The following is a 23296-nucleotide window of genomic DNA, read 5'->3' as shown; positions in this document are numbered from 1 at the left end:
GGAAAGACATGATTGACTGATTAAAAAGGAAGCAACAAGGCAATTAAAATACGTGTTTTTGTGACACTTTATATGTATCTTGAATCTTTGTTTGCATTGGTTATAATTGAAATCTAAACAGGACCTATATGATGACCAGGTATTTAGGCTTTGCACTGCTTTCTTTTCTTCCGACCCTCAGCTATAGCCAGGCGGGCCAGGTGGAGAGTTTTCCCCTTACTTCCGTTACGTTGCTGGAGAGTCCGTTTCGCCAGGCGCAGCAGACAGACATGCAGTATATCCTGGCCCTGGACCCGGACCGGCTCTTGGTGCCTTACCTGCGCGAAGCCGGTATAGAGACGACAGCAAAAAGCTATGGAAACTGGGAAAACACAGGCCTGGATGGCCATATAGGGGGGCATTACCTGACGGCACTTTCGCTGATGTACGCCTCCACGGGCAACAAAGAATTGCAGCAGCGGCTCACCTATATAGTTGATCAACTGGAAGCCTGCCAGCAGAAGAACGGAAACGGTTATATCGGGGGCGTGCCGGGAGGCGAGGCGATGTGGCACGAAATAGCTAAAGGAAACATCGATGCCGGGACCTTTTCCCTCAACGATAAGTGGGTGCCCTGGTACAACATCCATAAAACGTACGCAGGGCTTCGGGACGCCTACCTGATCGCCGGGAATGAGAAGGCAAAAGGCATGCTGGTAAAATATGCGGACTGGTGCCTGCAACTGACCGATGGTTTGTCTGAAGCTCAGATGCAGGACATGCTGCGCAGCGAGCACGGCGGCATGAACGAGGTGTTTGCTGACGTGGCCGCCATCACCGGAGAAGGTAAATACCTGGATCTGGCCCGGAAATTCTCCCACCAAACCATCCTGGACCCGCTTTTGCAGGGAAAAGACGCGCTCAACGGGCTGCACGCCAATACCCAGATTCCGAAGGTGATCGGATACAAGCGCGTGGCCGAGGTGGCCGGTGACAAAGCCTGGGCCGATGCAGCGGCCTTCTTCTGGGACAATGTGGTAAGCGACAGAACAGTGTCGATAGGCGGCAACAGCGTTCGGGAGCATTTCCATCCCTCCAACGATTTTTCCTCGATGGTGGAGTCGAAGGAAGGGCCGGAGACGTGCAACACCTATAACATGCTGAAGCTCTCGAAGCAGTTGTACCTCACCAGCGGTACCGCCGATTATATCGATTACTATGAACGGGGACTCTATAATCATATCCTCTCCTCGCAGCACCCTGAGCGGGGAGGCTTTGTCTATTTCACGCCCATGCGGCCCCGGCACTACCGGGTCTATTCCCAGCCGAAGGAAGGCTTCTGGTGCTGCGTCGGGTCAGGGCTGGAGAACCACGGCAAATACGGCGAGCTCATCTATGCCCACACCGGGAAAGACCTGATCGTAAACCTGTTTATCCCTTCTTCCCTCAACTGGGAGGCGCGTGGCGTGCAGGTGACGCAAAACACGAAGTTCCCTTTTAAAGAAGCTTCAGAGCTGGAACTAAGCCTGAAGAAGCCTCAGAAGTTTGCCCTGCATATCCGTCGGCCGAACTGGGTGAAAAACGGCGACATGAAGGTGCGCGTGAATAACAAAGAAGTGAAGATCACCTCTGTCTCTGGCTCCTATCTAACGCTGGACCGGAAGTGGAGATCAGGTGACGTGGTGGCTATTTCGCTGCCCATGGAGACAAAAGCGGAATACCTGCCGGACGGTTCACCCTGGGTGTCATTTGTGCATGGCCCCGTTGTGCTGGCCGCTGCCACTGACACTGACACCACGGACCTGCAGGGGCTGCAGGCAGATGACAGCCGCATGGGCCATATCGCCAATGGCCCGCTATACCCCATAGAGGAAGCGCCGGTGCTGGTGTCCGCTGACCGCAACCTGGTGGCGGGTGTGCGACCGGTGGCGGGCAAGGCCCTGACATTTACCGTCTCCAGCCTGATCTCGTCAGACGTTTACAAAAACGTAGAGCTGGTGCCCTTTTTCCAGGTGCATGATGCCCGGTATATGCTGTACTGGCCGGTGGCAAGCCCGGGGGAACTGGCGGCCCGGAAGGCGGCGCTGCGGGAAGAGGAGCAAATCCGCATGGCGCTTGAAGCGATCACGCTAGACCAGGTGGCGCCCGGGGAGCAGCAGCCGGAATCTGATCATAATTACAAAGGCGATAAAACGGAGTCCGGCGTGCACCGCGACCGCCACTGGCGCCACGCGAGCGGCTGGTTCAGCTACGATCTGAGAGACGCCAACCAGGAAGCTCGAAAGCTCCGCATCACCTACTATGGCCTTGACAAAGACCGCAGCTTTGATATTCTCGTTAATGGCGCGCTCCTGAAATCCGTGACGTTGGATGGCTCGCAGGGGGATGCTTTCTTTGACGTGGACTATGATCTTACGGAAGCGTTGCAGAAAAAGGCTGCAGCTAAAACGATAGAGGTGAAGTTTGTGGCGCATAAGGGCTCTGTAGCGGGGGGTGTTTACAGCGTCCGGCTGTTGAAGTAGGGAAGGAGCCACAGCAACGACTTACGGCAGCCTCAGGGAAGAGCTCAGTTATATATCATCTGCAAAAAATGAGAACCAACCAAAAGAGCCGCTCTATGGGAATAGAAGCGGCTCTTTTGGTTGGTAATAAAAGAAAATGACTGTACTGGACTTTAACACAAAGGATAAAGTTAAGATGGTGGATTATATACCCTATATAACATGATAAGGGCATAGTGTCCGATGGCTTAGCGCCAATGGTTTTTGCTCCCTAAAGGATAACCCGGAACAAGGTTGCGCCTACTTAGCGAGTCTCACGTTTACGGCATTGGGCCCTTTTTGGCCGGCCTCTACCTCAAACGTCACTTTGTCGCTCTCCTTGATTTTGTCAACCAATCCGTTGAGATGAACAAAAACGCTTTCCTGCGTTTCATGGTCTTTGATAAAACCATAGCCTTTCGACTCGTTAAAGAAAGCCACAGTGCCATTCCTGGTAGGATCTGTAGGCTCCATCGCTTCCTGCTTCGGAACACCGATCTGGATGTCTTCCTGGTTGATCACGCGCTTCTTCTTCGTTGGGTCCGGAGGAGTAGACGTGATATTGCCGTTGTCATCAACATAGGCGAGCATTTCGTCTACGGTTTTCCCTTTGTCAGAATTGGCTTTGCGCTCTTCCTTCTTCTGTTCTTTGTCCTTTCTCTTTTGAAGCCTTTTCTTTTCGTTTTCTTTTTTACCAAAAGTTGCCTGTGATCTACCCATATATTGCTTTAGCTCTGTTTATTATATTTTAAAGTATTAATGTATACGTACTTTTAGCCCGCCTGTGACAGTGAAAAGGCCTGGCTCAGGTACTTTTTAAAGATTATTTTACCGGTTAATAGCGGAACAGGAAATTGGTGCCGTTGCGTATCCACTTCTCAAAGAAGGAATTGTCGTTATACTCCCCCGAAAGCAGTTCAAAGTCAGCGTTATTTTTGTTAGCACGTGAGCCCATAAACCCCGGTAACGAATCCTGGTTATTAGGCATCCACTCTTGTCCTTTTTGGAGCGCTACACAGATGTACTCCCGTGTTGTCGTGTCAACTAGATATTTTCTGTTCATTTTTTGATGGGTTAATAGTTAAACATAAACCCTGTAGGGACGTGCCAGGTTGAGGAATGGACGCCTTACAGAATTAAATAAAAAAGCCTTACTGAACGTAAGGCTCTTTGATTAAGCGGTATGCTGAAACTAAGCGCGCTTTACGTTCACCGCGTTTAGTCCTTTTTTGCCTTCCTGGAGGTCAAAAGTTACCTTGTCGTTTTCCTGGATCTCATGCACTAAGCCTGACACGTGTACAAAGTACTCCTGATCTGAATCATTTTCTTTGATAAATCCGAACCCTTTCAGGTCATTGAAGAATTTTACTGTTCCGTTATTCATATTGTATTTTTATTATATACCTACTACATATAAAGAGAGGTATACGTTCATTATTTTTTACAATATACGAATTAAAGTTTAGAATCCCACATATAATGACTATTTAGGCGGAAGCAAGTCCGGCTGTAAAGGCAAACAGGCTGTACGCCTGACGGAAAGCCTCCAAGACATTTCTGCTCTTCAAAAGCCGCATCACCCTAACACGGGATTTTCCGACATAGAGCAGCAAAGGGGTGCCCTGTCTGCCGCTGTTCTGTAATCGAAGTTTGCGCTAATTCAGGAGGTTAGCTAATCAGTTCTGTCTCATTTTGTTTAGGTGCTATCGGGATTCAACCCGATGCGAACGCCGGGGGAAAAAGAAGCAGGGCAAACGAAGCTTTATATGCTTTGTTTGCCCTGCCACCTTGTAACAGGTGATGTACCTGTTAGCTGATCAAGTGTGCTACCTATTCGTTCTCACCAGGTTCGATCGTTTCAGTTTCTGTTTCGATGGTTGTATCAATGTCCTGTACTGTTCTTTCTACTTCCAGTTCTGATACAGTCGTGTCACTGTCTATTACAGTACCGTCCACTTCCTCAGAAGTGGCACCTTCGTTGCCACCGCATGAATAAAGGGTAAGCGAACTAAGAACAACGGCACTTGCAAAAAATAGCTTTTTCATGTTTTAAGTCTTTAAGTCTTACAATTGTTAACGCCCGTCAGTTAACGCAAGGCGTTTAATTTTCTAATATATATGCTCTACGAGTTACTGCGCATAAAAGGTTTATATGGTGATTATTCGATGCCTTTGCCAAAAAGGCTTTCCCGGGTTAACAGCATCAGCACAACTGCTTTTGCCCTCCGAAAAAATATCCGCTTTCATCTTATATAGTTGTGCTGAAGGGAACAATTAAATTGCTTTACCGCCTAAAGGTGCAGACATTATGAGCCGTTTTCGGAAATTTACAATCTTAAACTTTGCTGAATAGGAGGCTTAAAATTGTATTCTGGCAACTCTTAAGAACAGTAAATCGGCCTTATCCAAAAGTTGACGCCTGAGAGGTCCATATCGCGTAAGCCCTCACGGTGACAGGCAGAACAGCTATGCGCCTGGCACCGCGAGGAGTTTCACGCTTCATGCAGTAGAGGAATTAATTTAACCAGCGCCTTTCTAGCAGGCCTGAACTTCTCAAAACCCCTTCGGATATTTTACGATCACACCTGCACTGCCTTTGCTTCCTTCGCTGGCGATGTAAAGTTCGCCCTGTTCGCCGAAGGTGAGGCCTTCTGGCTGGCGGAGCAGCTTCTTGTCGAAGTCAACGGCTTTCTGCACCTGGCCCTGCTGGTTTAGGGTCAGCAGGCGGAGGTTCTCTGCGTCCAGCATATACATTTCGCCGGTGAGGGGGTTGAACTCCAGCGAGGAGGGCTGCAGCACATCATAATCTGTCTTTTGCTTTTTGCCCGCTTTCCTGATCTTCTCCTGCGCCAACGGAATGGTGACTACCGGTGCAGCGTGCATTTTTTTGTCGGCTAAGGTAAAGGCGTAGATGCCTTTGCTGTTCCCCAGGCTTTTGTCATAGCCTTTGCCGGCCAGCAGCAGGCGGTCGTTCGCCTTGTCGTAGGCCAGGCCTTCGGTGTTCTGGGAAGCGGCAAGCACCGACTTGTGCAGGGTCACGAGGGGCTTTCCCCCCAGAAAATCTGCCACCTCATACAGCGCCCCGTCGCTGCGCAGTATATAGGCCGTTGTGCCAACCACCGCGATGCCTTCATAATCACCCGGACCGGCGAATTTTATTTTCTCTGTCACAGCTTTCTGCCCCAGGTCATATAGGTAGATGGTGCCTTCCTCGTCCTGCACACAGGCAATCAGGTTGTTCTGCAGCCAGGCGATTCCGGATACCTCCCGCAGCTCAGATGGCAATTCCCAACTTGCTTCCGGCACCGGCAGCACGGCAGCACGGGCCGCCTCACCGGCAGCAAGGTCCAGTAGGGAAGCCTGTTCCTGCACAGGGGTTGGTGGTGCCGGATCATTCTGCTGCTTTAGCAACTGTCCTTCTTTATCGAACAGGAGCAGGGCTTCTTCCTCTTTTCGCTCCAGCTCCACCTCGTAATAGGTGTTTTGGTTTTGCTGTACGCGGTGCGCCTCATCCAGCTTAAAACCGGCGTACTGCTGTTGCAGGGCTTTCAGTGCCGGTGCCGGCAGGTACTGTTGCTCAATTTCCTCCGTGTGCCGGATCAGTTTGCCTGTGGCGCTGAAAAGGGCGGTGCGCTCGCGTTCGCTTTGCACAAACTCGGCTTCGAAGTTCTCCAACTCCTTGTCCCACTCCACATTTTCCGCGGTGGGGTACATCTCGGTAAAGCGCACCTTTACGGCCTCCGGCAGGTCGGTATTGGTCCAGATACTGTCGCAGCCGCTCATTCCTGCAGCGGCGGCTATGATTACATGATAGATTATCAGCTTTTTCATTTTTCGTTTCTTGATTTCAATACAAGTATACTGCGCCAATCTGGAGAGAATCTGAAGCCAGAAGCCGTGGCTTACTTATGGTACAGCGAAATGCAAAGGCTGTGCGTGCCGTCGGCATAGCGGTAGGAGGGAACCATGCCGTAGAGTTCGCAGATTTTTTTCACCAGCGCCAGCCCGATGCCCAGCGAGCCCGATGCGTTGTCGCCGCTCATGAAGCGCCCGAAAAGCTGATCAGGCGGCCCCTGCAGCGCCTCGCCCGTATTGCTGACGCAAAGCTTCTCTTTTTCAAGCGTCACCTGTATATGGCCCCCGTCCTGGTTGTGGCGGATGGCGTTGATCAGCAGGTTAGAGACCAGCACTTCGGCCAGGCCCCGGTTTATGTTTATATATACCGGCGCCAGCTGGGGTGGCAGCAGCGAAAGCCCGCGCATATCGGCCATCTCCTGCAACTGCTCCAGTTGTTCCCCCACTAGTTCATGCAGCGGCACCTGCTCCTGTTCCTTAAACTCCCGGTTCTCGATGCGCGTCAGCAGGATCAGGGACTTGTTGAGGCGCGACAGCCGGCTGGTGGAGGCGTACATGTCCTCGAGCATCTTGGCCTGCTGCTGCGTCAGGTCCTCGGACTGCATGAAGAGCTCCAGTTTGCTGTTCACGATGGCGAGCGGCGTCTGTATCTCGTGGGAGGCGTTCTCGGTGAACTCCTTGAGGTTGAAATAATCGCTGTGAATTTTGTCTGTCATGGCCTGCAGCACCTCGTTCAGCTCCTGGAACTCGGTCGTGTTGCTGCGCATCAGCTTAAGCGGGCTGTACTGCGACAGATTGTAGCGCTTCACGGCGTTGAGGGTCTCGTAAAAATGGCGCCATATATACTGGTTCACAAAAAAGTTTACCAGCCCCAGGCCCACCAGCAGCAACAGCAGAATCCAGCCCATGGCCAGCATCGTGCTCTCGAACAGGTCCTGGAAATCGATCAGCGACTTCAGGATGGTGTATTCATAAGGCTTGCCGTTCTGGTAGGCGGTAAAGGTGAGGCGACGGAAGGGGATGTACTCCTGGTCGTAGGTGCTGAAGATGAGGGTGTCGGCCAGTTCCTCGATGGTGGGCGTCACGGCCTCGGCCTCCCGCACAATAATCGCCTCCGATATACCGGACGTGACGTTGGGTAGCCGGTTGTGTTCGCGGATATACTCGAAGATGTTCTCCTTGTCGGTGAACAGCTGGTCGTCTACCTCGTCGTATACCTCGGTCTGCATGATCTTGTAAAAGCTGATGCCGCCCACAAGGAAGACGATCAGCGACACCAGCAGGTAATAGAGGCTTGTTTTGGTGAGTAGGCGCATCAGTAGCTAAACTTATAGCCCAGCCCATATACCGTCTGGATATAGTCCTCGCCGCCCGCATCCAGTATTTTCCGGCGCAGGTTCTTGATATGGGTGTACACAAAGTCCAGCGAGTCCAGCGCTTCGACATGGTCTCCCCAGAGGTGCTCCGCAATGGAATCCTTGGTCACCACGCGTCTTTTGTTCGATATGAAATACAGCAGCAGGTCGAATTCCTTTTTGGTGAGGTTCAGCTTCCGGCCGTCCACAGAGGCCTCTGCCGCCTCCGGGAAAATGGTGATGGCGCCCGCCTGCACGATTTTCTGGCCGTTAAAGCTCCGGCGGCGGATCACGGATTTCAGGCGCGCATTCAGCTCCGACAGGTGGAAGGGTTTGGTCAGGTAATCGTCTGCGCCCACTTCCAGGCCGGTGATCTTATCGTCGAGCGCGTTTTTTGCGGAGATGATGATGATACCCGTGTCCGGGCTGTTTTCCTTCAGCTGCCGCACAATGTCGAGCCCGCTGCCGCCGGGCAGGGTGAGGTCCACCACGACACAGACATAACTGTGGTCAGCGGCTTTCAGGTTTGCCTCCCGGTAGTTTTCCGCTGACTCGCATATATAGCCTTCCTGCCGCAGGTACGTGACAATGGACTCCTTAAGGGCTTGCTCGTCTTCTATAACTAATACTTTCATGGGTGCGCTTTAGGGGGCCAAAGATAAAGATCAAATCTGAAGCAATTCTGGTGTAGGGGAGCAGCATACGTCTGCCGGAAGCTAAATTAAACGGACAATTCAATTCAATACTGGCCGGTACGGTATCTCTTGTGCGCCCCGTTCAACAGTGGTCTTACGCGTTGCCCGAAAGGAGGGGCCGAACAAAATTCAAACTGTGACCCGCTTCCACTTGCCCTGCCGAAAGAACCACCAGCTTACGAGCGCATGCAAAGAGTGGCAGATGGCGATGGCGATGAAGATGCCAGTCGCGGCAAAGCCGAACTGGATGGCCAGCATATAGGCTAGCGGAATCTCGATCAGCCAGAGTACCACCACGTTGATCAAGGCGGGCGTCCTGGTATCCCCGGCCCCGTTAAAGGCCTGCACCATCACCATGCCCAGCCCGAAGAACACATACCCCAGCGTGATGATGCGCAAGGCCTCGGAGGAGACACTGATCACCTCCGGCACGGAAGTGAAAATCGCAGAGAGGTACTCGCCGAACAAAAGAAAGATGAGCGTAATGGCCGCCATGAAGATGACATTGTACCGCGCTGTGAGCCACACGGCCAGCTCTGCCCGCTTGCCTTTCTGCGCGCCCAGGTTTTGCCCCACCAGCGTGGCCGCCGCCGAAGACAAGCCCCAGGCGGGCAGCAGCGTGAACACGATGATGCGGAAGGCAATGGTATAGCCAGCCAAGGCGTTGCTACCGAACTCGGCGATGATGCGGGTCAGGAAGATCCAGCTGGCGGAGTCGATCAGGTACTGCCCCATCCCGCCGGAGGACACTTTCAGGATCCGCCTAATCACCGCCAGGCTGATGACCATGTTGTGTCGCGTGATCCTGAGCAGATGCCTGCCATTGAACAGGTGGTAGAATTGGTAGACCACACCCAGGCTTCTTCCCGCTGTGGTGGCCCAGGCGGCCCCTTCCAGCCCTAAGCCTTCGATGGAACCGATTCCAAATATCAGCACAGGGTCCAGGATGATGTTTGCCCCGTTGGCCACCCAGAGCGCGCGCATGGCGAGGTGCGGCTGCCCGGCCCCGCGAAAGGCCCCGTTGATGAGGAACAGCATGAGAATGGCAAGGTTACCGGCAAAAATGATCCGGGCATAGCCTATGCCGGTGGCGATCACGTCAGGTTGAGCCCCCATCAGGGCCAGTATATCCCCTGCAAAATACGTGGCCAGGCCGCCCATCAGCAGCGCCAGCACGCAGCCGGTCAACATCAGCTGGTAGGTGACGCTGCCCGCCTCCCGGTAATTTTTCTCCCCGAACCTCCGAGACACCATCGCCGTGGCCGCAATGCTGATTCCCATCCCCACAGCATATATGATCATCAGCACCGACTCCGTAAGGCCAACGGTAGCGAGCGCGCTGGGGCCCAGCCGCCCGACAAAGAAGATATCGACCACGGCAAACAGCGACTCCATCACCATCTCCAGTATCATCGGGATGGCCAGCAACACAATGCTCTTCCGGATGCCCAGGGTGGTATAATCCTGTTCCTTGCCTTTTACAGCAAGCCATATAAGTTGGATAAATCCTCTGAAGCTATTCATATAGGTCTAAACGGTTGCTGTAGTAGTGTTCTGGGGGGTGATTTATTGTGGTATGAAGTAAACGTATGCTACAGCTATATAGGATCGCCTCACCCCGAAGCCAACGTACCAGTTTATATACACGCTGCCTCAAACGCATGCTGCAGAGCCATATATAGATCAGCATCAAAGCAAGCGCAGTATCCGTGTGTGCAGAAGCTGCGCTGGCCTGATATCCCAATTTATATATAGGTTGTCTTGCTGTCTCACGATTGCTCGTTCCTCATAGCTCACCATGCACCGGATGCCGAAGTTGGCGCCCCGGGCAGCCGACATCACAAACATATGATTTTTCAGCAGAAGAAATGGGGGATTAATCCGGCAATATATGGGGTTGAAAGCGACAAAAACGTATCTTGTATATTCAAACACAAACGTGTGCACAGGCAGGGATGGTAGAGGGCGAAGCTGTGAGTATGTATATAGAGGTTTTCGAAAATGCATCTTGTTTAACATTTGCTACAAGTTAAAAACAAAGCTTTTTCCGCATGAAGCATGTATCTATTCTGGTCCCCAAAGGAGCTATTCTGGGAAGCGTGGAAGGTCCGCGCCAGGTGCTTACGGAGGTAAACAAATTCCTGATGAGTTTGGGCAAGCCCGCTTTGTTCAGCGTGCAGCTGGTAGGGCTTACGGAAGAGGTGCCGGTGTGCGGCGGAAGATATACGGTCTACACCGATGCACAGCCAGCAGGCATTGCTAAAACAGACCTTGTCGTCATCCCCGCCCTGGATGGGGATATGGGGCAGATTCTGGCCGAAAACCAGCCGCTTGTTCCCTGGATAAAAGCGCAACATGAAGCAGGGGCGGAGGTAGCCAGCCTGTGCGTGGGCGCTTTTCTGCTGGCCTCAACGGGACTTGTAAACGGGCGGCAATGTGCCACGCACTGGATGGCAGCTAACGACTTCAGGAGGATGTTCCCGGAGGTGAACCTGATCGAGGACAAGATCATCACCGACGAGCAGGGCATCTACTCCAGCGGCGGCGCCTTCTCGTACCTCAACCTGATTTTATACCTCATCGAGAAATACGCCGGCAGGGATGTCGCCGTTTTCATGTCGAAGGCGTTTCAGATAGAGATAGAGCGCAGGAGCCAGTCGCCGTTCATAATTTTCAAAGGGCAGAAGGCGCATGAGGACGAGGTGATCCGGAAAGCCCAGGAGTTTATCGAGGATAATTTCCAGGAGAAGATAGCCGTGGATCAGTTAGCCTCCATGCTGGCCCTCGGCAGAAGAAACCTGGAGCGGCGCTTTAAGAAAGCGACCTCCAATACGGTGGTGGAGTATATACAGCGGGTCAAGGTTGAGGCGGCAAAGCAGCGCCTGGAATCGTCTCTGGAGAATGTGAACGAGGTGATGTACAATGTGGGCTATACCGATACCAAGGCCTTCCGGACAACCTTTAAGCGCATCACGGGTCTGTCGCCGGTGCAGTACCGCAACAAGTATAACAGGACCGTGCAAGCGGTCGCTTCTTAACCCTCAGGTAAGGCTTTCCAGGCGCTGCGTGATATCTTCGATCAGGTCATCGCACCACCTTTGCGCGATTTCGGCCGTTTCGGTTTCTGCCCATTTCTCATAATACAGCTTTTCTACCCAAACACTGTTCTTGTCGGGGCCGACCTCGTACGTGCTGTGCCCTAAAAGGAAAACCAGGTCTTTGGTCACATCGAAGGGCGGTGCGCCCGCGCCCTGAAATCCCTCCAGTCGCAATTTTAAGCCCATCTGCTGCACATTCCCGTTCTCAATGCTGATGGGGGTGTCATCGCCCGCATCAGCGGACTTTGTCCAGACATCCACCACGCGCTCCAGCAGAAAGTCATGGAAGAGGGGCGTGATCTCCGTCAGGTTGCCGTGCATACGGTTCGCCAGGCTTGGCAGGATGTTGTTATACAGGTGTTGGATGGCGGCTTTGTCCCGCGAGTGCTGCGCTTCTTCCATGGTTACTCAAGTGTCTCTGCCTGCAATTTAGCTATTCCTGTGTTGGTATGGAAACCACGCCTCCTCTGTTCAGATCAAAATCATCTGTAACTTCCACAGTTCGGATGCTATTCATTTAGCGTCCGCCCTATATGAAATTATATCTTTGTGAATCTGGTTGATTAGTTGCTGCTACATGTTATTTGAAGATACCCATGACGAAAGAAGAGTTTGATGAGAAGTTTACGGGCACGCTTGACGCCGTATTGGAAGCCATGGCGGAGAACCCTGAAATAGACCCTGCAAAATTTTACAGCATGGCCTGTGTCCTGGAAAACCTGCGGTTCTTCAGCCCGGTGCTCTACGGCGCGATCCGCGTAAAAAAGGAGTCTTAACGCGCGCATCGCTTTTGCACCGCTTACACTGCATGCCCGCGGTATAGCGCTCCAAATAATCATAAGAAAGCCACTCTATATATGGAGTGGCTTTTTATATATAGGCAGCAAAAATCACCAGTCCTTTTCCTTTTTCAGGCTGAAGACCCGGGAAATGTTAAAGCCAAAGTAGATATCCCCATCCGACCAGACGCCCGTATTCTGCGGGATGAAGAACTTCTCGACCATGCCCTGTGCGTTTGTGAAGATGAGCTGAAACACGTGCCCGCCAGTTTCGATGTCGAAGCCAAGCGACAGTGCATTTATATAGTCGTCGGCTGTCTCGCCGGGCAGCACATAGTAATATTCGGCGTTGAAGGAGGTGCGCTTGGTGAGTTTGAACCGTCCTCCCGTTCCGAGGGCATATACATTGTTCTCGTCCTGCCGGGTCGCCACCATGTTCCGGTGCACCAGCGATGGGGCCAGTTGCACGGACAGCCGCTCGCTGAATTTCCGGGCCACCAGCAGCTGGTGTGTGTACGCCAGCCTGGACTTGAACGTTACCTCCCGTTCCGTGTTCCCGTTCCGGAGGGTGTTCACCGCAAGGCTGGAGAACAGCGTCAAGGTGACCGGGATCGGCTTCTCCCCCCGGCTCTGCTGCAGCAGCTTGTACTTCAGAAACCCGTCATAGGTCTTTTCGAGCGAGCTGCGCCCGATTCCCGCCGTCAGTCTGTTCGTGATACCGTACTCCAGGGCCAGTCGGATGGTGGCCTGGTCGAGGCCGAAGAGGTTGTAGGCCCCGCTGTTGAGCGTGCCAAAGCGGTGTGAGATCAGGAACAGCAGCTCCTGTTGCCCGTTTGTTTCCACTGTGTGGCCGTTCACGAGGCGGGTGGCTTTAAAGGCTCCCGTGATGTTGCCAGAATCGGCACTGTCAGTTGCTTCGGCTAGGGAGAGCAGGTCGTCCTGGGCCTGAGTTATATGGCTCCACAGCAACATACCCACACTGAGCAGGAGGGTTGAAAAAAACGTTCTCATGGGTTGTCCCGGGTGTAAGGTTGATACAGCATGTCCACGTAAATGGTGATCTCCTTGGCGATGTGCTCGCGTACCAGCAGGGGTATCCTGATGTCGAAGTCCTTCGGCGCGACTACGAACTCAGATTTGCCCTGCACGCTCCCGTTTTTTACCACTAGTGTGCCGGGCGCACTGATCTTCTTGTCAACTCCGTGTATGGTCAGCACGCCTTCCACCAGCACGTTATAGGCGGCGTTCTTAGTCAGGTCAACTTGGGTTGGATTTGTGTATCTGCCTGCGAAAGTGGCTTTTGGGTACTTCTCTGATTCCACGAAATTTTCGTTGAAGTGCTGCTGCATCAGCGATTTCCTGAACCCGAACTCCTTCATAGGAACCGAAAAGGCCATCTCGCCGGTGGCGAGATCAATGAAGGAAACCACTTTCCTGTTGTGGGCCTCAATGTCTTCCAGCGGGGCTTTCGAGAAAAACCATATATAACCGGTTTTAGTGAAGTAGCGGTTTTGCGCCGCCACTTCACCGGTGAGCATCAGAAGCGACAGCAGCAGGAGCGCTATAGTTTTCATGTGTGTGCCATATAAAGGTTAGTTGTTTTTTGCACCATCCTCCACCCATTTCTTTATTTTCGAGATGTTGCAATCCGACAGCTTGGCCGCACCCTGCGGCATAGGCGTATAGCCCGCCGCATGGGTTATTGCCCCGACAAGGGTGCCGTTGTCAGCTTGCTTTTTCACCCCGGCGTGCGTGTCCAGCACAATGCCTGCCGTCGCGACCGAGGTGCTGTGGCAGCTGTAGCAGTTTGCCGAAAGGATGGGGGCGACAGTGCTCGCGAAAGTTACGTTCTCCGTGTTGCATTGCTGCGGCTGTGGGGTATCGTCTTCCTCGTTGTCGCTGGTGCAGGCGGCAGCCAGCGAAAGCAGGAAAACAAAAATGGAAAGAGATGAGACAGAATAACGTGTCATGGTTTTCGAATTTAAGTAAGCACAATGAAGCTGACCTGCCCGGGACGATAGTGTTGCAGGGTTTGGTGTTAGGGCATACAGCCTACTGCACCACCTGCCCCCTGATCTCGCCAGCCGGTAAGGCCGCGCTGTGTATGTTCACGTACCACAATCCCGCCAGCAGGTCGGCTTCCTGCGCCTCGGTTATAGCTGGTGTCTGGCCCACAATGGGGCTTGTGTAGGGAGCCGATCCGATGGGTACTTCCACACCGCCGCTAACACCTGCCGCGCCTTTGTGAAAGTGCATGGCCGTGGGGGTGATGCCCTGGTAGGTGATGGTATAGGTGAGAACATTGGTGTCCTTGTTATAGCTGCCGTCGAAAGTGCCTGTCGCCTCCGACTCGTTTGCCGGCACTTCCTGGTCGCCGGTGATGGTGATTTCCTCAAACTGGACTATGTTCAGCACCGGGTCCATGTCATCGTCGTCATCGTCGTCGCAGCTGCCAAGCGGGAGGAGCAGCCCGAACAGCAGGGCTACCCACAGGTTGTGGTGTCTCAATAGATTTTTCATGGTTGTGTAGGATTAAGATTTAAAAAAAGGCAATAGCAGTCTCTCAACACAGTTTAGGCTGTGTTATCCAAGTGTCGTTGCAAGGATGGTGTTACTTCTTCAGTGACAGGTTATAGCCAGCTGAGATAAAAATTCCGGCGCTCGTCAGTTTCACGTTGCCGGCCCCGATTCCGGAACGGGGTATTTTTACATAGGGCTCCGCCCCGACAAAAAAGGACGGCGACAGGTGGTGTGTGTAGCTGATGCTGATGTTCTGTACTTTAAACCAGTGCCTGTTCTCATTCTTTACCTCCCATATCTTTTCATAGGTGCTGTAACCTGTGCCGTATATATAGGTGTACTTTTCGTCCAGCATGATGTAACTGGAAAGGCCGGCCTGTATGGCAAGGGCACTTTTGTTGCGCTGGAGCAGCCGGTATTCCAGGTTCAGAGGGATGTCCAGCACCCGGCAGGTGGCGTCTATGGCATCCGGAATCTTTTTCCCCTGCCAATAATAGGCACCCGGGTTGTAGTCTTCGGGGGCGGCGCCATATATTTTGTTTGCCCATACCATCCCAGTTAAGAGGCTGAGCCTGTCGGTAAGCGGCACGCCCACCACCATCCCAACGTTGGCGCTGACTGCCTCTGGGTTTTTGAACTTCACGGTGGTAAAGTCGGGGGCGGCAATGATGGCCACCCGTATGCTTGTACCAAAGGGTGATGATTTTTTCACTGAGCTGCTTTTTTCCGTGCTGCTGTCTGCGGCTGCTAAAATGTTTTCTTCCGCCGTGCTGTCTGCCGCCGCCGTAAGTGGTTGCGCTGCTTCGAATCCTTCCGCCTGCCTCGCATCAGCCGCATACACGTTTGGGGATTCCTGGCGGGCTGTGTCAAGTGCTTCCTCCGCCGACGTGGCCGGTACTGGTAGCAACGTTTCGCTGCCAGGTGGCACAGTTCCCGCAGCCTGAGTGATTCGCTGCTTTGCAGCTGCCCTCGCTATTCCCGGACGACGGGGGGCGACAGGCTCTGGTTCTTCGGGCGGGGTAGCAGGCTGGATTTCCCGAGAGGCTGCCATATCCGCGGCACCGGCTTTCTGCGCCGGCTGAACCAGCGGAGTGCTGGCGGCAAGCGGAGGAACTTCCATTCCCCGTGCAGCGGTATCATCGGCAGGCATTCTATTTTCATCCTTCCATTGGGTAACTAACAGCAAAGTCGACAGGAGCATCAGCAGCAGGAACGGCAGCAGCCGTTTATACCAGGGCGCATGTACCTGTGCCTGATCCAGCTTCTGTTCCATGGCCATCCAGGCTTCCGGGTCAAAAGGCGGTTCAAAGCTGTCGACAGACTTTTTGAACAGGTCGTCGAGCTCCTCGTCAGACATTTTGTTTGCACTCATTTATATCTGCTTTTTTTAAAGCCTCCCGTAAGTTTGCCCTGGCCTTCGCCAGGTTTGATTTCGAAGTACCCACCGCTATGCCGAGGGCTTCCGAAATCTCCTCGTGTGTGTAACCATCCAGCACAAACAGGTTGAAGACCGCCCTGTAAGCCGGAGACAGCCCCTGCACCAGCCCGATCAGGTCCTGATAGCTCAGTTGCTGCTCTATATTAAAAGTATCTGCGGCTGGGTGAGCCGTCTCAATGTCGTAAAGGTGGTAGTGCTTGAGGTTGTGCCGGTAATTGTCCAGGGCTGTGTTGATCATGATCCGGCGCACCCAGCCTTTGAAAGGCTTGTCTGGATCGTACTGGCTTAGCCGCGTGAACACTTTCAGAAAACCGTCGTTCAGCACCTCCCGCGCCTCTTCGGCATCCCTGGAGTAGCGAACGCAGATACTCATAGCATAGCCATAATAAAGCTGGTAAAGCTTTCTTTGGGCTTCGCGGTCTTGCTTCAGGCATCCGTGAAGCAGGGCCTTCTCTGCTTTGGTCTCCGATTCGCTCACTCTTTCCAGGTTTTGCGCTCCCATCACGGAAGAAAATTCAGGATGGTTGCCATTGCTTTAAAATAAATAAAATTCTTTTTAAAGCACTATAATTTATACGTATGTCGCTAAACGAGAAGAGTGCAGGAGAGAAGTTTATACGGTTTGTTTAGAGGCATCAGGAATTGAAAAACAGGTAGACAACCTGAAACAAACAGGTTCTTAAAGGGAAGCTGAACCTGGTTCGAGCGCGGCTGATCACAGGCGTATTGGAAGGCTATTCAGTTGAGTTGTATATGATTAGCAATTTGAAATTATAATAGCATCTCACGCTTGTTTTCAGAAAACTTAAATGACTTCAAGATATAATTCCTACTGCAATAGTTTTAATACTATAACATTAGGATTACTCCTAACGTATTAGTAGTATTGTATAAACGAAAGAGCATCATGCAAAAGTTAGGTAAAAGAGAAGAGCAGATCATGCAGATTATCTGGCGGCTCGGGAAGGCTTTTATAAAGGAGGTGATCGACGAACTGCCCGAGCCAAAGCCGCACTACAACACGGTGGCTACCATGGTGAAGATTCTGACGGAGAAGGGTTTCCTGAGCGCGGAGAAACTGGGGAATTCTTTCCGCTACACGCCGCTGGTCCAGCTGGCCGACTACAGGAAACAGGATGTGGCAAACATCAAGCGCAAGTATTTTGGCAATTCATTTTCCAGGATGATCACCCATTTTGCAAAGGAGGAGAAGCTCTCCGATGCTGAGCTCGATGAGATCATCAGCATCATCCAGTCACAAAAGTCATCTTAAAAAGCTGAGCCATGTTCATTTATCTTCTGAAAGTTTCTGTCGTGCTTGGGGTGGCCCTGCTATTTTACAAAAGCGTGCTGCAGCAGGAAAGCTTTTTTACGGCAAACCGGTTTTATCTTCTGCTGAGCATCGTGCTTGCATTTGCCTTGCCTTTTGTGGAGTTGCCGCAGCTCGTGAGCCACCAGGGATATATGGAAACCGTTTTTCAGCCAGCCACACCGCCTGAAGCACAAACGCCGCCACCTGCAGCAACTTCTCCTCAGATCGTGTTTCCACCGGAAGCGGCGGCAGGGGAGCAGGTTGAGATTTCTGCGGCTCCAGGCCGACCTTCCTATCGCATCGAAGAGAGGGGCGAAGGCATGGATAATGTCTCATTTACCTTGCAGGCAGACTGGTTGTACTGGCTGGGGCTGCTGTACCTTTTTGGGGTGGCGGTATTCACGCTGAATCTCCTCCTGCAGGCTGGCAGTCTTCTCATCCGTGTTTTCGCAAGCGCCGACAAGATAAGGGACGGGGATTTTGTAATCGTCAATATGGAAAAGGAGCAGGCTCCCTGTTCTTTCTTCCACTACCTCTTTATATACCCTGAAGGATACGATTTCGCGACCTACGAACAGATCATCGCGCATGAGAAAATACATGCACGCAAGGGACACACGCTCGACATGCTGCTGGCGGAGATCGCTGTGATCGTGCTGTGGTTTAACCCGCTCATGTGGTTGTACAAAAGGGAAATAGAAAAGAACGTGGAGTACCAGACCGACGCGCTGCTGCTGCAGGAAGTGCCGGTGAATAAGCACCAGTACCAACTGAGCCTCCTGCGCATTGCCTGCCCGAATAAACCGCTCAGCATCACCACTAACTATAATCAGTCGCTGTTAAAACAAAGAATCATGAGAATGAACGCACAGAAATCAACACCGCACAGCTACTGGAAATACTCTTTCCTGGCCCCGCTGTTCTTCGTAACTATCCTATTTCTGAACGAGCCTGCCAGCAGCACAACGCTCCCTGCCAACGCAACGCTGCATGACTTCACCGTATGGGATTTTTCTGCACCCTCTCAAGTGAATGATGAGCCGGAACCAGTAAACGCAAATGCGGATGAGCAGCAGGTTAATCCTGAAAAGGCGGGGAAAGAGCAGGCTAATGCAGAAAAGGAACGGGTGAAAACAGCCGAAAAACGCAAAAACTCCATGAGCATACAGGGATCAGATACCGATATGAATGCTGGTTACTGGTACAGTCACCAGGAGAATAACCAGTATTGCCTCGACCTGAAGGGAAGCAGGAACACTTCGAGCTGGAATATATCCAGGTGCTTCGATAAAGGACTTTTCCGGAAGAAGGGGAATAAACTCTATATGCTGACGAAAGAAACAGGAACGCTTCAGTTTACGGGTAACCTGGAGGCTGAAGTGAGCCAGGGAAAGTACACTTTCACACCAGACGCTTCCTTTAAAAAATACCTCGCCGATAACAAGCTGCTAGGCGATGAAAAGAATTTTATGTTCCATCTGTTCCTGGGTGATATAGACAAGCGCTATGTCGAGTTCCTCTGGAAGAATAACAATACACTGGAGGGAGAGCGGCTGCTGGAACTCGCCATTCATGGCATCCCGATGAAGGATTACCAGGGGTATATGGCTTTGTTCGAGGAGTACGGCGACAAAAAACCATCTGTCAGGGAAGTGGTGGAAGCCAAGATTCACGGGATTGATCAGGCCTATGTGCAGGAACTGCAAGCGCAGGGCTTCAAAAACCTACCCCTCAAGAAGATGATGGAGGCAAAGATACACGGCGTGAACGGTGCCTATATCCAGAGTATGCGCAAAGCAGGTTTCGCTGATATGACCATGGATAAAATGATAGAGGCCAAAATACATGGCCTGAATCCAATCCGGATCAAAGAGATACAGGCACTTGGATTTGGAGAACTGCCCCTCGACAAAATGATGCAAGTTAAAATCCATGGCGTGGATGCCTCCTATATAACAGACTTGAAATCCGCAGGCTTCGGCAAGCTAACCCTGGATGAGGTCATTGAGGCCAGAATCCACGGACTTACTGCCGCCTCTGCCAATGAGATCCGTAACATGGGCTTCAAAGACCTTTCGTACAGGGACATCCTGACGGCGCAGATACACGATGTGGATGCCTCCTACGTGGCGGAACTGAAAAAGGCGGGCCTCCAGAACCTCAGCATGGACGATGCGGTGGCAGCAAAAATCCATGGCATCGACAGCGAATTCATCCAGAAAGCCAAAAAGGAGGGATATAAACTGGAGACGGTGGATGAGTACGTCACGTTGAAGATACACGGCATGGCCCTGGAATCGCTGAAAAAGAAGAAATAAGCAGCGCCGCCAGCGTGAGGGAGGGGAACGTCAACGATTTTGACCAGTATTTCTGCAACCGCAACGTGGGGCTGACCTTGCGCTACAACTTTAGCAAGGGCGCCGAAATTGACGAGCGCCGCCGCAACAGCCTGGACGAACTGAACCGCACCGGTAATTAAAGCTGGTTGTCAGAAAGGCCGCTGTTATTTGCCTGTCAAACTCAAAGTTTGATAAGTATGCCAGGTGAGCGCAGTGTTGTTATATCTCTCCGTCCTATTGCGGTTTTCAAAAACAGTTGCCGTGATAAAAGCAGCAGCCTGGCAGGATAGAGTTTAAACTGCCAGACTGGACTTCTCTTGCTTCTGGTCCCGCAGTGCTTCTTTACACTGCCTGAAGAGTCTGAACCATTTTTAAAATGGTAGCTTATATTAAATGAAAGGCCGTTTAAGCAATCACCAAAAGCCGGAGTTCGTTACGTCAGTTTCTCCTTGAAAAAATCAATAGTGCGCTTCCAGGCAAGCTCCGCCGCCGCTTTGTCGTAACGCGGCGTGGTGTCGTTGTGAAAGCCATGGTTGGCATTGGCGTACATATAAGCCGTATATTCTTTGTTGTGCTCTTTCAGCGCAGCTTCGTAGGCTGGCCAGCCCTCATTCACGCGGGTATCCAGTTCAGCATAGTGCAGGAGGAGGGGAGCCTTAATCTTGGGAACGTCCTCGACCGCAGGCTGGCCACCATAAAACGGAACGGCAGCCGCCAAATCCGGGATGCGCACCGCCATCATGTTCGATATCCACCCGCCAAAGCAAAAACCAACTACGCCGACTTTGCCATTACAGTCCTTGTGGTTTTTCAGGTAATCATAGGCAGCAATAAAATCCTCCAGCATTTCGTCTCTGTCGCGCTTGCTTTGCAGCGCGCGGCCTTCGTCGTCCGTCCCCGGATAACCGCCTAACGGCGTCAAAGCATCGGGGGCAATGGAGACAAAGCCTGCCAGGGCGGCCCTTCTTGCCACATCCTCAATGTGTGGGTTCAACCCCCGGTTTTCATGCACCACCACAATGCCGCCGAGTTTCTTGTCCGCATCGGCAGGCTTTGAAAGCAATGCTTTGATTGTGCCGCCGCCTTTCTCAGACTGGTAATGGATGTACTCCGATTTTAAGCGGGGATCATCTGGTTTAACCTGGATGGCACCCTTGTAATCGGGCATCAGAAAACTCATAAGGGACGCAATGGTAAGGCCTCCCACGGCATAGGTGGAAAGCTTTTGCATGAAGTCGCGCCTGTTGACCCGGTTGTGCGCATAGTCATCATATAAGTCAAACACTTCCTGTTTGATATCTTCTTTTTTGATTTCGTCCATGATAGTCTGTGTTCGTGTTTACCTTAAATTTAAGGAATTCCACCTTACCGAAGCCATCGAATCCCACTTTTATTAAGCGTGCCTGGTAAAACTTTCCTCCCGGCTTTTATGAAGATAAATATGAGGCGGAAAAGGCCTGTAGTGCTGCCGCCGGTTCTGCTTTTTCGCTTAATCAACAGTATCTGCTCATGCCTTGCTTTCGGCATTTCCTAAAGCAGATAAGTTTCCAGCAGCTATACCCTAAAGATTGGTTCATGAGCATTCCATTTCACCTATCTGCAGATTCTTCCCTGAGAGGCAGGGATGGGTTTTTCAGAACAGCTTCATGCGCAGCATTCAGTTGATTTGGGTATAGACCATTTCATCACGGTTTGGCTGTTTGATTCTCCTGTCGTCGTTAAAGCGGAAAAGAATTAAATTTCGGATATGAATAGGATCAAGGCATCCACAAGGGCTGACTTTGCTAAATAGACGGCGGATCAATCCTTGTTCCGAGGCTGAAGGTTTAATGACAACCTATATATAGCTTATCGTCAACTCAACACAACTTTAGCGCAGGCTTAGCGTGTTGAAATTGTCAAGCATGGCAGTGATGATGTTGAGAAGGTAGGTGGGGTAAATGCCGATACCGAACAGCAGGAAAAGCAACACGGCAAGCGTGCCCACACTGGCCAGGTAGATTGACGGGCGTAACCGTTGCCGTGGCTCCATCCCTGCATCCGTTTGCTGGAACATCACCGCGATGATCTTGATGTAATAATATAAACCGATCACGCTGTTGAGCACCAGCATCACCACGAGCAGCCACAGCTGCGTATTCACCCCCGCCGCCAGTATATAGAATTTCCCGACAAACCCCGCCGTGAGCGGAATACCCGCCAGTGAAAGCAGCATCGCCGTGAAAACGAGTGCGGACCAGGGGCGGCGCCAGAGCAGGCCGCGGAAATCATCTATGAACTCAGCGTCGCGCAACTCCCCGGACAGCATGGCCACTGTGCCGAAAGCACCAACCGTCGTGATGAAATAAGCCACGAGGTAAAACGTAACGGCCTCTACGCCCATCTGGTTGCCGGCCAGGAATGCCACCAGCAGATAGCCCAGGTGCGAAATGGAGGAATAGGCGAGGATGCGCTTCACGTTTTTCTGCATCAGCGCCAGCAGGTTGCCGGCAAACATAGAGGCGATGGCGACAATAGTGAATATGAGCATGAGCGTCGGGTACCGGAAACCGTCTACCTCCATAAAAAACCGGATCAGCAGGCCCAGCACCCCGCCTTTGGACACGGTGGCCACAAAGGCTGAGACCGGAACGGGGGCGCCCTCGTACACGTCGGGCGTCCACATATGGAAAGGCACAAGGCTCAGCTTAAACCCGATGCCGATGATCATCAGCCCGAAGCCGGTGAGCAGCAGTAGCGGAAGCTCCTGAAATGTTGCCATGGCGGCGGCTATGCCTTCAAAGGTCATGGTGCCGGTGCTGAAGTAGACGAGGGCCATCCCGAACAGCAGGAAAGCCGAAGAGAAAGCAGCCAGGATCAGGTATTTGATCCCGGCCTCGTCGGAGCGCTCCCGCACGCGGAGGTATGATACCAATGCGTAAAGCGACACGCTCAGCACTTCCAGGCCCAGGAAAAGCGACGCAAAATGCTTGCTGATAACGAGTACGCAGGCACCCAGCGTCGCCAGGATCAGGAGAATGTAATACTCTTCCTTCTGCTCTTTCTGTTGCTCAAAATAGGCGTAAGAAAGCATGCTGATGAGCAGCGCCGTTGCCAGCATCATCCCGATATAAAATACGGCAAACCCGTCGATCACCAGCAGCGGCTCGATGGTGTAGGGCGCTATATCCCGAAGCTCGAAGAGCGACAGAAACGCAGCCACAAAGGATATAGCCGTGATGACGTAGATGATCTTGTGGTTGCGCCACGCCGCGATGACCAGCATGATGATGAGCACGGCAAAAGTCAGGATGAGCAGCGGCAGCAGGTGGAGGAAATCGTTCTGGCTCATGTTTGGGGGCTTTATTTTTTATTCTCGATTAGAAGCTTTATTCACTCTTTTAACT

General features: G+C 52.2%; 23 protein-coding genes. 6 read left to right on the top strand and 17 right to left on the bottom strand.

Annotated elements, in window-relative coordinates; genetic code table 11:
- Positions 1-128 precede the first annotated feature (128 nt).
- Positions 129-2501, top strand: a complete 2373-nt coding sequence (locus tag ABD920_RS02355; RefSeq protein WP_345156540.1) for a beta-L-arabinofuranosidase domain-containing protein — start codon at positions 129-131, stop codon at positions 2499-2501.
- Positions 2502-2780: 279 nt separating this feature from the next.
- Here the strand turns inward: ABD920_RS02355 and ABD920_RS02350 are convergent, their stop codons facing one another.
- From ABD920_RS02350 to ABD920_RS02315, 8 genes are all read right to left on the bottom strand, one after another.
- A complete protein-coding gene (locus tag ABD920_RS02350) occupies positions 2781-3239 on the bottom strand; it encodes a cold-shock protein (protein WP_345156539.1) in 459 nt (152 codons plus the stop codon).
- 115 nt (positions 3240-3354) lie between these two features.
- Positions 3355-3582 (bottom strand): hypothetical protein, encoded by a 228-nt coding sequence (locus tag ABD920_RS02345; RefSeq protein ID WP_345156538.1) that lies wholly within the window; start codon positions 3580-3582, stop codon positions 3355-3357.
- Between the two features lie 129 nt (positions 3583-3711).
- Positions 3712-3903 carry a cold-shock protein gene (locus ABD920_RS02340; protein WP_345156537.1) on the bottom strand — a complete coding sequence of 64 codons (192 nt, stop codon included), beginning with the start codon at positions 3901-3903 and terminating at the stop codon, positions 3712-3714.
- Between the two features lie 446 nt (positions 3904-4349).
- Entirely contained in the window at positions 4350-4565 is a 216-nt protein-coding gene (locus ABD920_RS02335) for a hypothetical protein (protein WP_345156536.1), read from the bottom strand.
- Positions 4566-5072: 507 nt separating this feature from the next.
- Entirely contained in the window at positions 5073-6350 is a 1278-nt protein-coding gene (locus tag ABD920_RS02330; RefSeq protein ID WP_345156535.1) for an SdiA-regulated domain-containing protein, read from the bottom strand.
- A 71-nt stretch (positions 6351-6421) separates the two neighbouring features.
- The gene (locus ABD920_RS02325; RefSeq protein ID WP_345156534.1) at positions 6422-7690 is read right to left on the bottom strand and encodes a sensor histidine kinase; all 1269 of its coding nucleotides are present in this window, start codon (positions 7688-7690) and stop codon (positions 6422-6424) included.
- Positions 7690-8364: a response regulator transcription factor gene (locus tag ABD920_RS02320; RefSeq protein ID WP_345156533.1), complete on the bottom strand. Its 675-nt coding sequence runs from the start codon at positions 8362-8364 to the stop codon at positions 7690-7692. Before ABD920_RS02320 ends, ABD920_RS02325 begins: the two co-directional genes overlap by 1 nt.
- Positions 8365-8553: 189 nt before the next feature.
- Positions 8554-9948, bottom strand: a complete 1395-nt coding sequence (locus tag ABD920_RS02315) for an MATE family efflux transporter (RefSeq protein ID WP_345156532.1) — start codon at positions 9946-9948, stop codon at positions 8554-8556.
- 527 nt (positions 9949-10475) lie between these two features.
- On the opposite strand from ABD920_RS02315, the gene ABD920_RS02310 reads away from it, so the two are divergent.
- Positions 10476-11462 carry a GlxA family transcriptional regulator gene (locus ABD920_RS02310; RefSeq protein ID WP_345156531.1) on the top strand — a complete coding sequence of 329 codons (987 nt, stop codon included), beginning with the start codon at positions 10476-10478 and terminating at the stop codon, positions 11460-11462.
- A 3-nt stretch (positions 11463-11465) separates the two neighbouring features.
- Here ABD920_RS02310 and ABD920_RS02305 read toward each other — a convergent pair whose 3' ends face one another.
- The gene (locus ABD920_RS02305) at positions 11466-11924 is read right to left on the bottom strand and encodes a hypothetical protein (protein ID WP_345156530.1); all 459 of its coding nucleotides are present in this window, start codon (positions 11922-11924) and stop codon (positions 11466-11468) included.
- A gap of 194 nt (positions 11925-12118) precedes the next feature.
- On the opposite strand from ABD920_RS02305, the gene ABD920_RS02300 reads away from it, so the two are divergent.
- Positions 12119-12298: a hypothetical protein gene (locus ABD920_RS02300; RefSeq protein WP_345156529.1), complete on the top strand. Its 180-nt coding sequence runs from the start codon at positions 12119-12121 to the stop codon at positions 12296-12298.
- A 114-nt stretch (positions 12299-12412) separates the two neighbouring features.
- Here the strand turns inward: ABD920_RS02300 and ABD920_RS02295 are convergent, their stop codons facing one another.
- The 6 genes from ABD920_RS02295 to ABD920_RS02270 form a co-directional block, all read right to left on the bottom strand.
- Positions 12413-13312: a DUF5777 family beta-barrel protein gene (locus ABD920_RS02295; protein WP_345156528.1), complete on the bottom strand. Its 900-nt coding sequence runs from the start codon at positions 13310-13312 to the stop codon at positions 12413-12415.
- On the bottom strand, positions 13309-13875 hold the full coding sequence (locus tag ABD920_RS02290) for a YceI family protein (RefSeq protein WP_345156527.1): 567 nt from the start codon (positions 13873-13875) through the stop codon (positions 13309-13311). The genes ABD920_RS02295 and ABD920_RS02290 overlap by 4 nt, the downstream gene beginning before the upstream one ends.
- Before the next feature lie 18 nt (positions 13876-13893).
- Positions 13894-14271, bottom strand: a complete 378-nt coding sequence (locus ABD920_RS02285; RefSeq protein ID WP_345156526.1) for a hypothetical protein — start codon at positions 14269-14271, stop codon at positions 13894-13896.
- Positions 14272-14353: 82 nt separating this feature from the next.
- Positions 14354-14821 (bottom strand): CHRD domain-containing protein, encoded by a 468-nt coding sequence (locus ABD920_RS02280; RefSeq protein ID WP_345156525.1) that lies wholly within the window; start codon positions 14819-14821, stop codon positions 14354-14356.
- A gap of 91 nt (positions 14822-14912) precedes the next feature.
- Positions 14913-16193, bottom strand: coding sequence for a hypothetical protein (locus ABD920_RS02275; RefSeq protein ID WP_345156524.1), 1281 nt, complete (start codon positions 16191-16193; stop codon positions 14913-14915).
- Complete coding sequence (locus ABD920_RS02270) at positions 16171-16737, bottom strand: RNA polymerase sigma factor (protein ID WP_345156523.1); 567 nt, start codon at positions 16735-16737, stop codon at positions 16171-16173. Before ABD920_RS02270 ends, ABD920_RS02275 begins: the two co-directional genes overlap by 23 nt.
- Positions 16738-17166: 429 nt before the next feature.
- Between ABD920_RS02270 and ABD920_RS02265 the strand changes: the two genes are divergently transcribed.
- The 3 genes from ABD920_RS02265 to ABD920_RS02255 are packed head-to-tail and all read left to right on the top strand — an operon-like array spanning position 17167 to position 20050.
- Positions 17167-17532, top strand: coding sequence for a BlaI/MecI/CopY family transcriptional regulator (locus tag ABD920_RS02265; protein WP_345156522.1), 366 nt, complete (start codon positions 17167-17169; stop codon positions 17530-17532).
- A gap of 11 nt (positions 17533-17543) precedes the next feature.
- Positions 17544-19889, top strand: a complete 2346-nt coding sequence (locus ABD920_RS02260; protein ID WP_345156521.1) for a M56 family metallopeptidase — start codon at positions 17544-17546, stop codon at positions 19887-19889.
- Between the two features lie 14 nt (positions 19890-19903).
- Positions 19904-20050 (top strand): hypothetical protein, encoded by a 147-nt coding sequence (locus tag ABD920_RS02255; protein ID WP_345156520.1) that lies wholly within the window; start codon positions 19904-19906, stop codon positions 20048-20050.
- A gap of 293 nt (positions 20051-20343) precedes the next feature.
- On the opposite strand, the gene ABD920_RS02250 is transcribed toward ABD920_RS02255, so the two are convergent.
- Both ABD920_RS02250 and ABD920_RS02245 read right to left on the bottom strand, forming a co-directional pair.
- Positions 20344-21231 (bottom strand): dienelactone hydrolase family protein, encoded by an 888-nt coding sequence (locus ABD920_RS02250; RefSeq protein ID WP_345156519.1) that lies wholly within the window; start codon positions 21229-21231, stop codon positions 20344-20346.
- A 549-nt stretch (positions 21232-21780) separates the two neighbouring features.
- Complete coding sequence (locus tag ABD920_RS02245) at positions 21781-23241, bottom strand: NADH-quinone oxidoreductase subunit N (protein WP_345156518.1); 1461 nt, start codon at positions 23239-23241, stop codon at positions 21781-21783.
- Positions 23242-23296 lie beyond the last annotated feature (55 nt).

It is taken from the genome of Pontibacter saemangeumensis (genome assembly GCF_039541895.1).
Lineage (GTDB): Bacteria > Bacteroidota > Bacteroidia > Cytophagales > Hymenobacteraceae > Pontibacter > Pontibacter saemangeumensis.
Note: the sequence above shows the minus strand (reverse complement) of the source record. Positions and strands in the feature narration are given on the sequence as shown.

What these genes read in the sequence shown, in the direction of transcription:
- ABD920_RS02320 (WP_345156533.1), bottom strand. Translation starts at nt 8,364, where the DNA reads ATGAAAGTATTAGTTATAGAAGACGAGCAAGCCCTTAAGGAGTCCATT.
- ABD920_RS02250 (WP_345156519.1), bottom strand. Translation starts at nt 21,231, where the DNA reads ATGGACGAAATCAAAAAAGAAGATATCAAACAGGAAGTGTTTGACTTA.
- ABD920_RS02245 (WP_345156518.1), bottom strand. Translation starts at nt 23,241, where the DNA reads ATGAGCCAGAACGATTTCCTCCACCTGCTGCCGCTGCTCATCCTGACT.
- ABD920_RS02340 (WP_345156537.1), bottom strand. Translation starts at nt 3,903, where the DNA reads ATGAATAACGGAACAGTAAAATTCTTCAATGACCTGAAAGGGTTCGGA.
- ABD920_RS02315 (WP_345156532.1), bottom strand. Translation starts at nt 9,948, where the DNA reads ATGAATAGCTTCAGAGGATTTATCCAACTTATATGGCTTGCTGTAAAA.
- ABD920_RS02355 (WP_345156540.1), top strand. Translation starts at nt 129, where the DNA reads ATGATGACCAGGTATTTAGGCTTTGCACTGCTTTCTTTTCTTCCGACC.
- ABD920_RS02265 (WP_345156522.1), top strand. Translation starts at nt 17,167, where the DNA reads ATGCAAAAGTTAGGTAAAAGAGAAGAGCAGATCATGCAGATTATCTGG.
- ABD920_RS02280 (WP_345156525.1), bottom strand. Translation starts at nt 14,821, where the DNA reads ATGAAAAATCTATTGAGACACCACAACCTGTGGGTAGCCCTGCTGTTC.
- ABD920_RS02275 (WP_345156524.1), bottom strand. Translation starts at nt 16,193, where the DNA reads ATGAGTGCAAACAAAATGTCTGACGAGGAGCTCGACGACCTGTTCAAA.
- ABD920_RS02345 (WP_345156538.1), bottom strand. Translation starts at nt 3,582, where the DNA reads ATGAACAGAAAATATCTAGTTGACACGACAACACGGGAGTACATCTGT.
- ABD920_RS02310 (WP_345156531.1), top strand. Translation starts at nt 10,476, where the DNA reads ATGAAGCATGTATCTATTCTGGTCCCCAAAGGAGCTATTCTGGGAAGC.
- ABD920_RS02290 (WP_345156527.1), bottom strand. Translation starts at nt 13,875, where the DNA reads ATGAAAACTATAGCGCTCCTGCTGCTGTCGCTTCTGATGCTCACCGGT.
- ABD920_RS02330 (WP_345156535.1), bottom strand. Translation starts at nt 6,350, where the DNA reads ATGAAAAAGCTGATAATCTATCATGTAATCATAGCCGCCGCTGCAGGA.
- ABD920_RS02350 (WP_345156539.1), bottom strand. Translation starts at nt 3,239, where the DNA reads ATGGGTAGATCACAGGCAACTTTTGGTAAAAAAGAAAACGAAAAGAAA.
- ABD920_RS02260 (WP_345156521.1), top strand. Translation starts at nt 17,544, where the DNA reads ATGTTCATTTATCTTCTGAAAGTTTCTGTCGTGCTTGGGGTGGCCCTG.
- ABD920_RS02335 (WP_345156536.1), bottom strand. Translation starts at nt 4,565, where the DNA reads ATGAAAAAGCTATTTTTTGCAAGTGCCGTTGTTCTTAGTTCGCTTACC.
- ABD920_RS02305 (WP_345156530.1), bottom strand. Translation starts at nt 11,924, where the DNA reads ATGGAAGAAGCGCAGCACTCGCGGGACAAAGCCGCCATCCAACACCTG.
- ABD920_RS02300 (WP_345156529.1), top strand. Translation starts at nt 12,119, where the DNA reads ATGACGAAAGAAGAGTTTGATGAGAAGTTTACGGGCACGCTTGACGCC.
- ABD920_RS02295 (WP_345156528.1), bottom strand. Translation starts at nt 13,312, where the DNA reads ATGAGAACGTTTTTTTCAACCCTCCTGCTCAGTGTGGGTATGTTGCTG.
- ABD920_RS02325 (WP_345156534.1), bottom strand. Translation starts at nt 7,690, where the DNA reads ATGCGCCTACTCACCAAAACAAGCCTCTATTACCTGCTGGTGTCGCTG.
- ABD920_RS02285 (WP_345156526.1), bottom strand. Translation starts at nt 14,271, where the DNA reads ATGACACGTTATTCTGTCTCATCTCTTTCCATTTTTGTTTTCCTGCTT.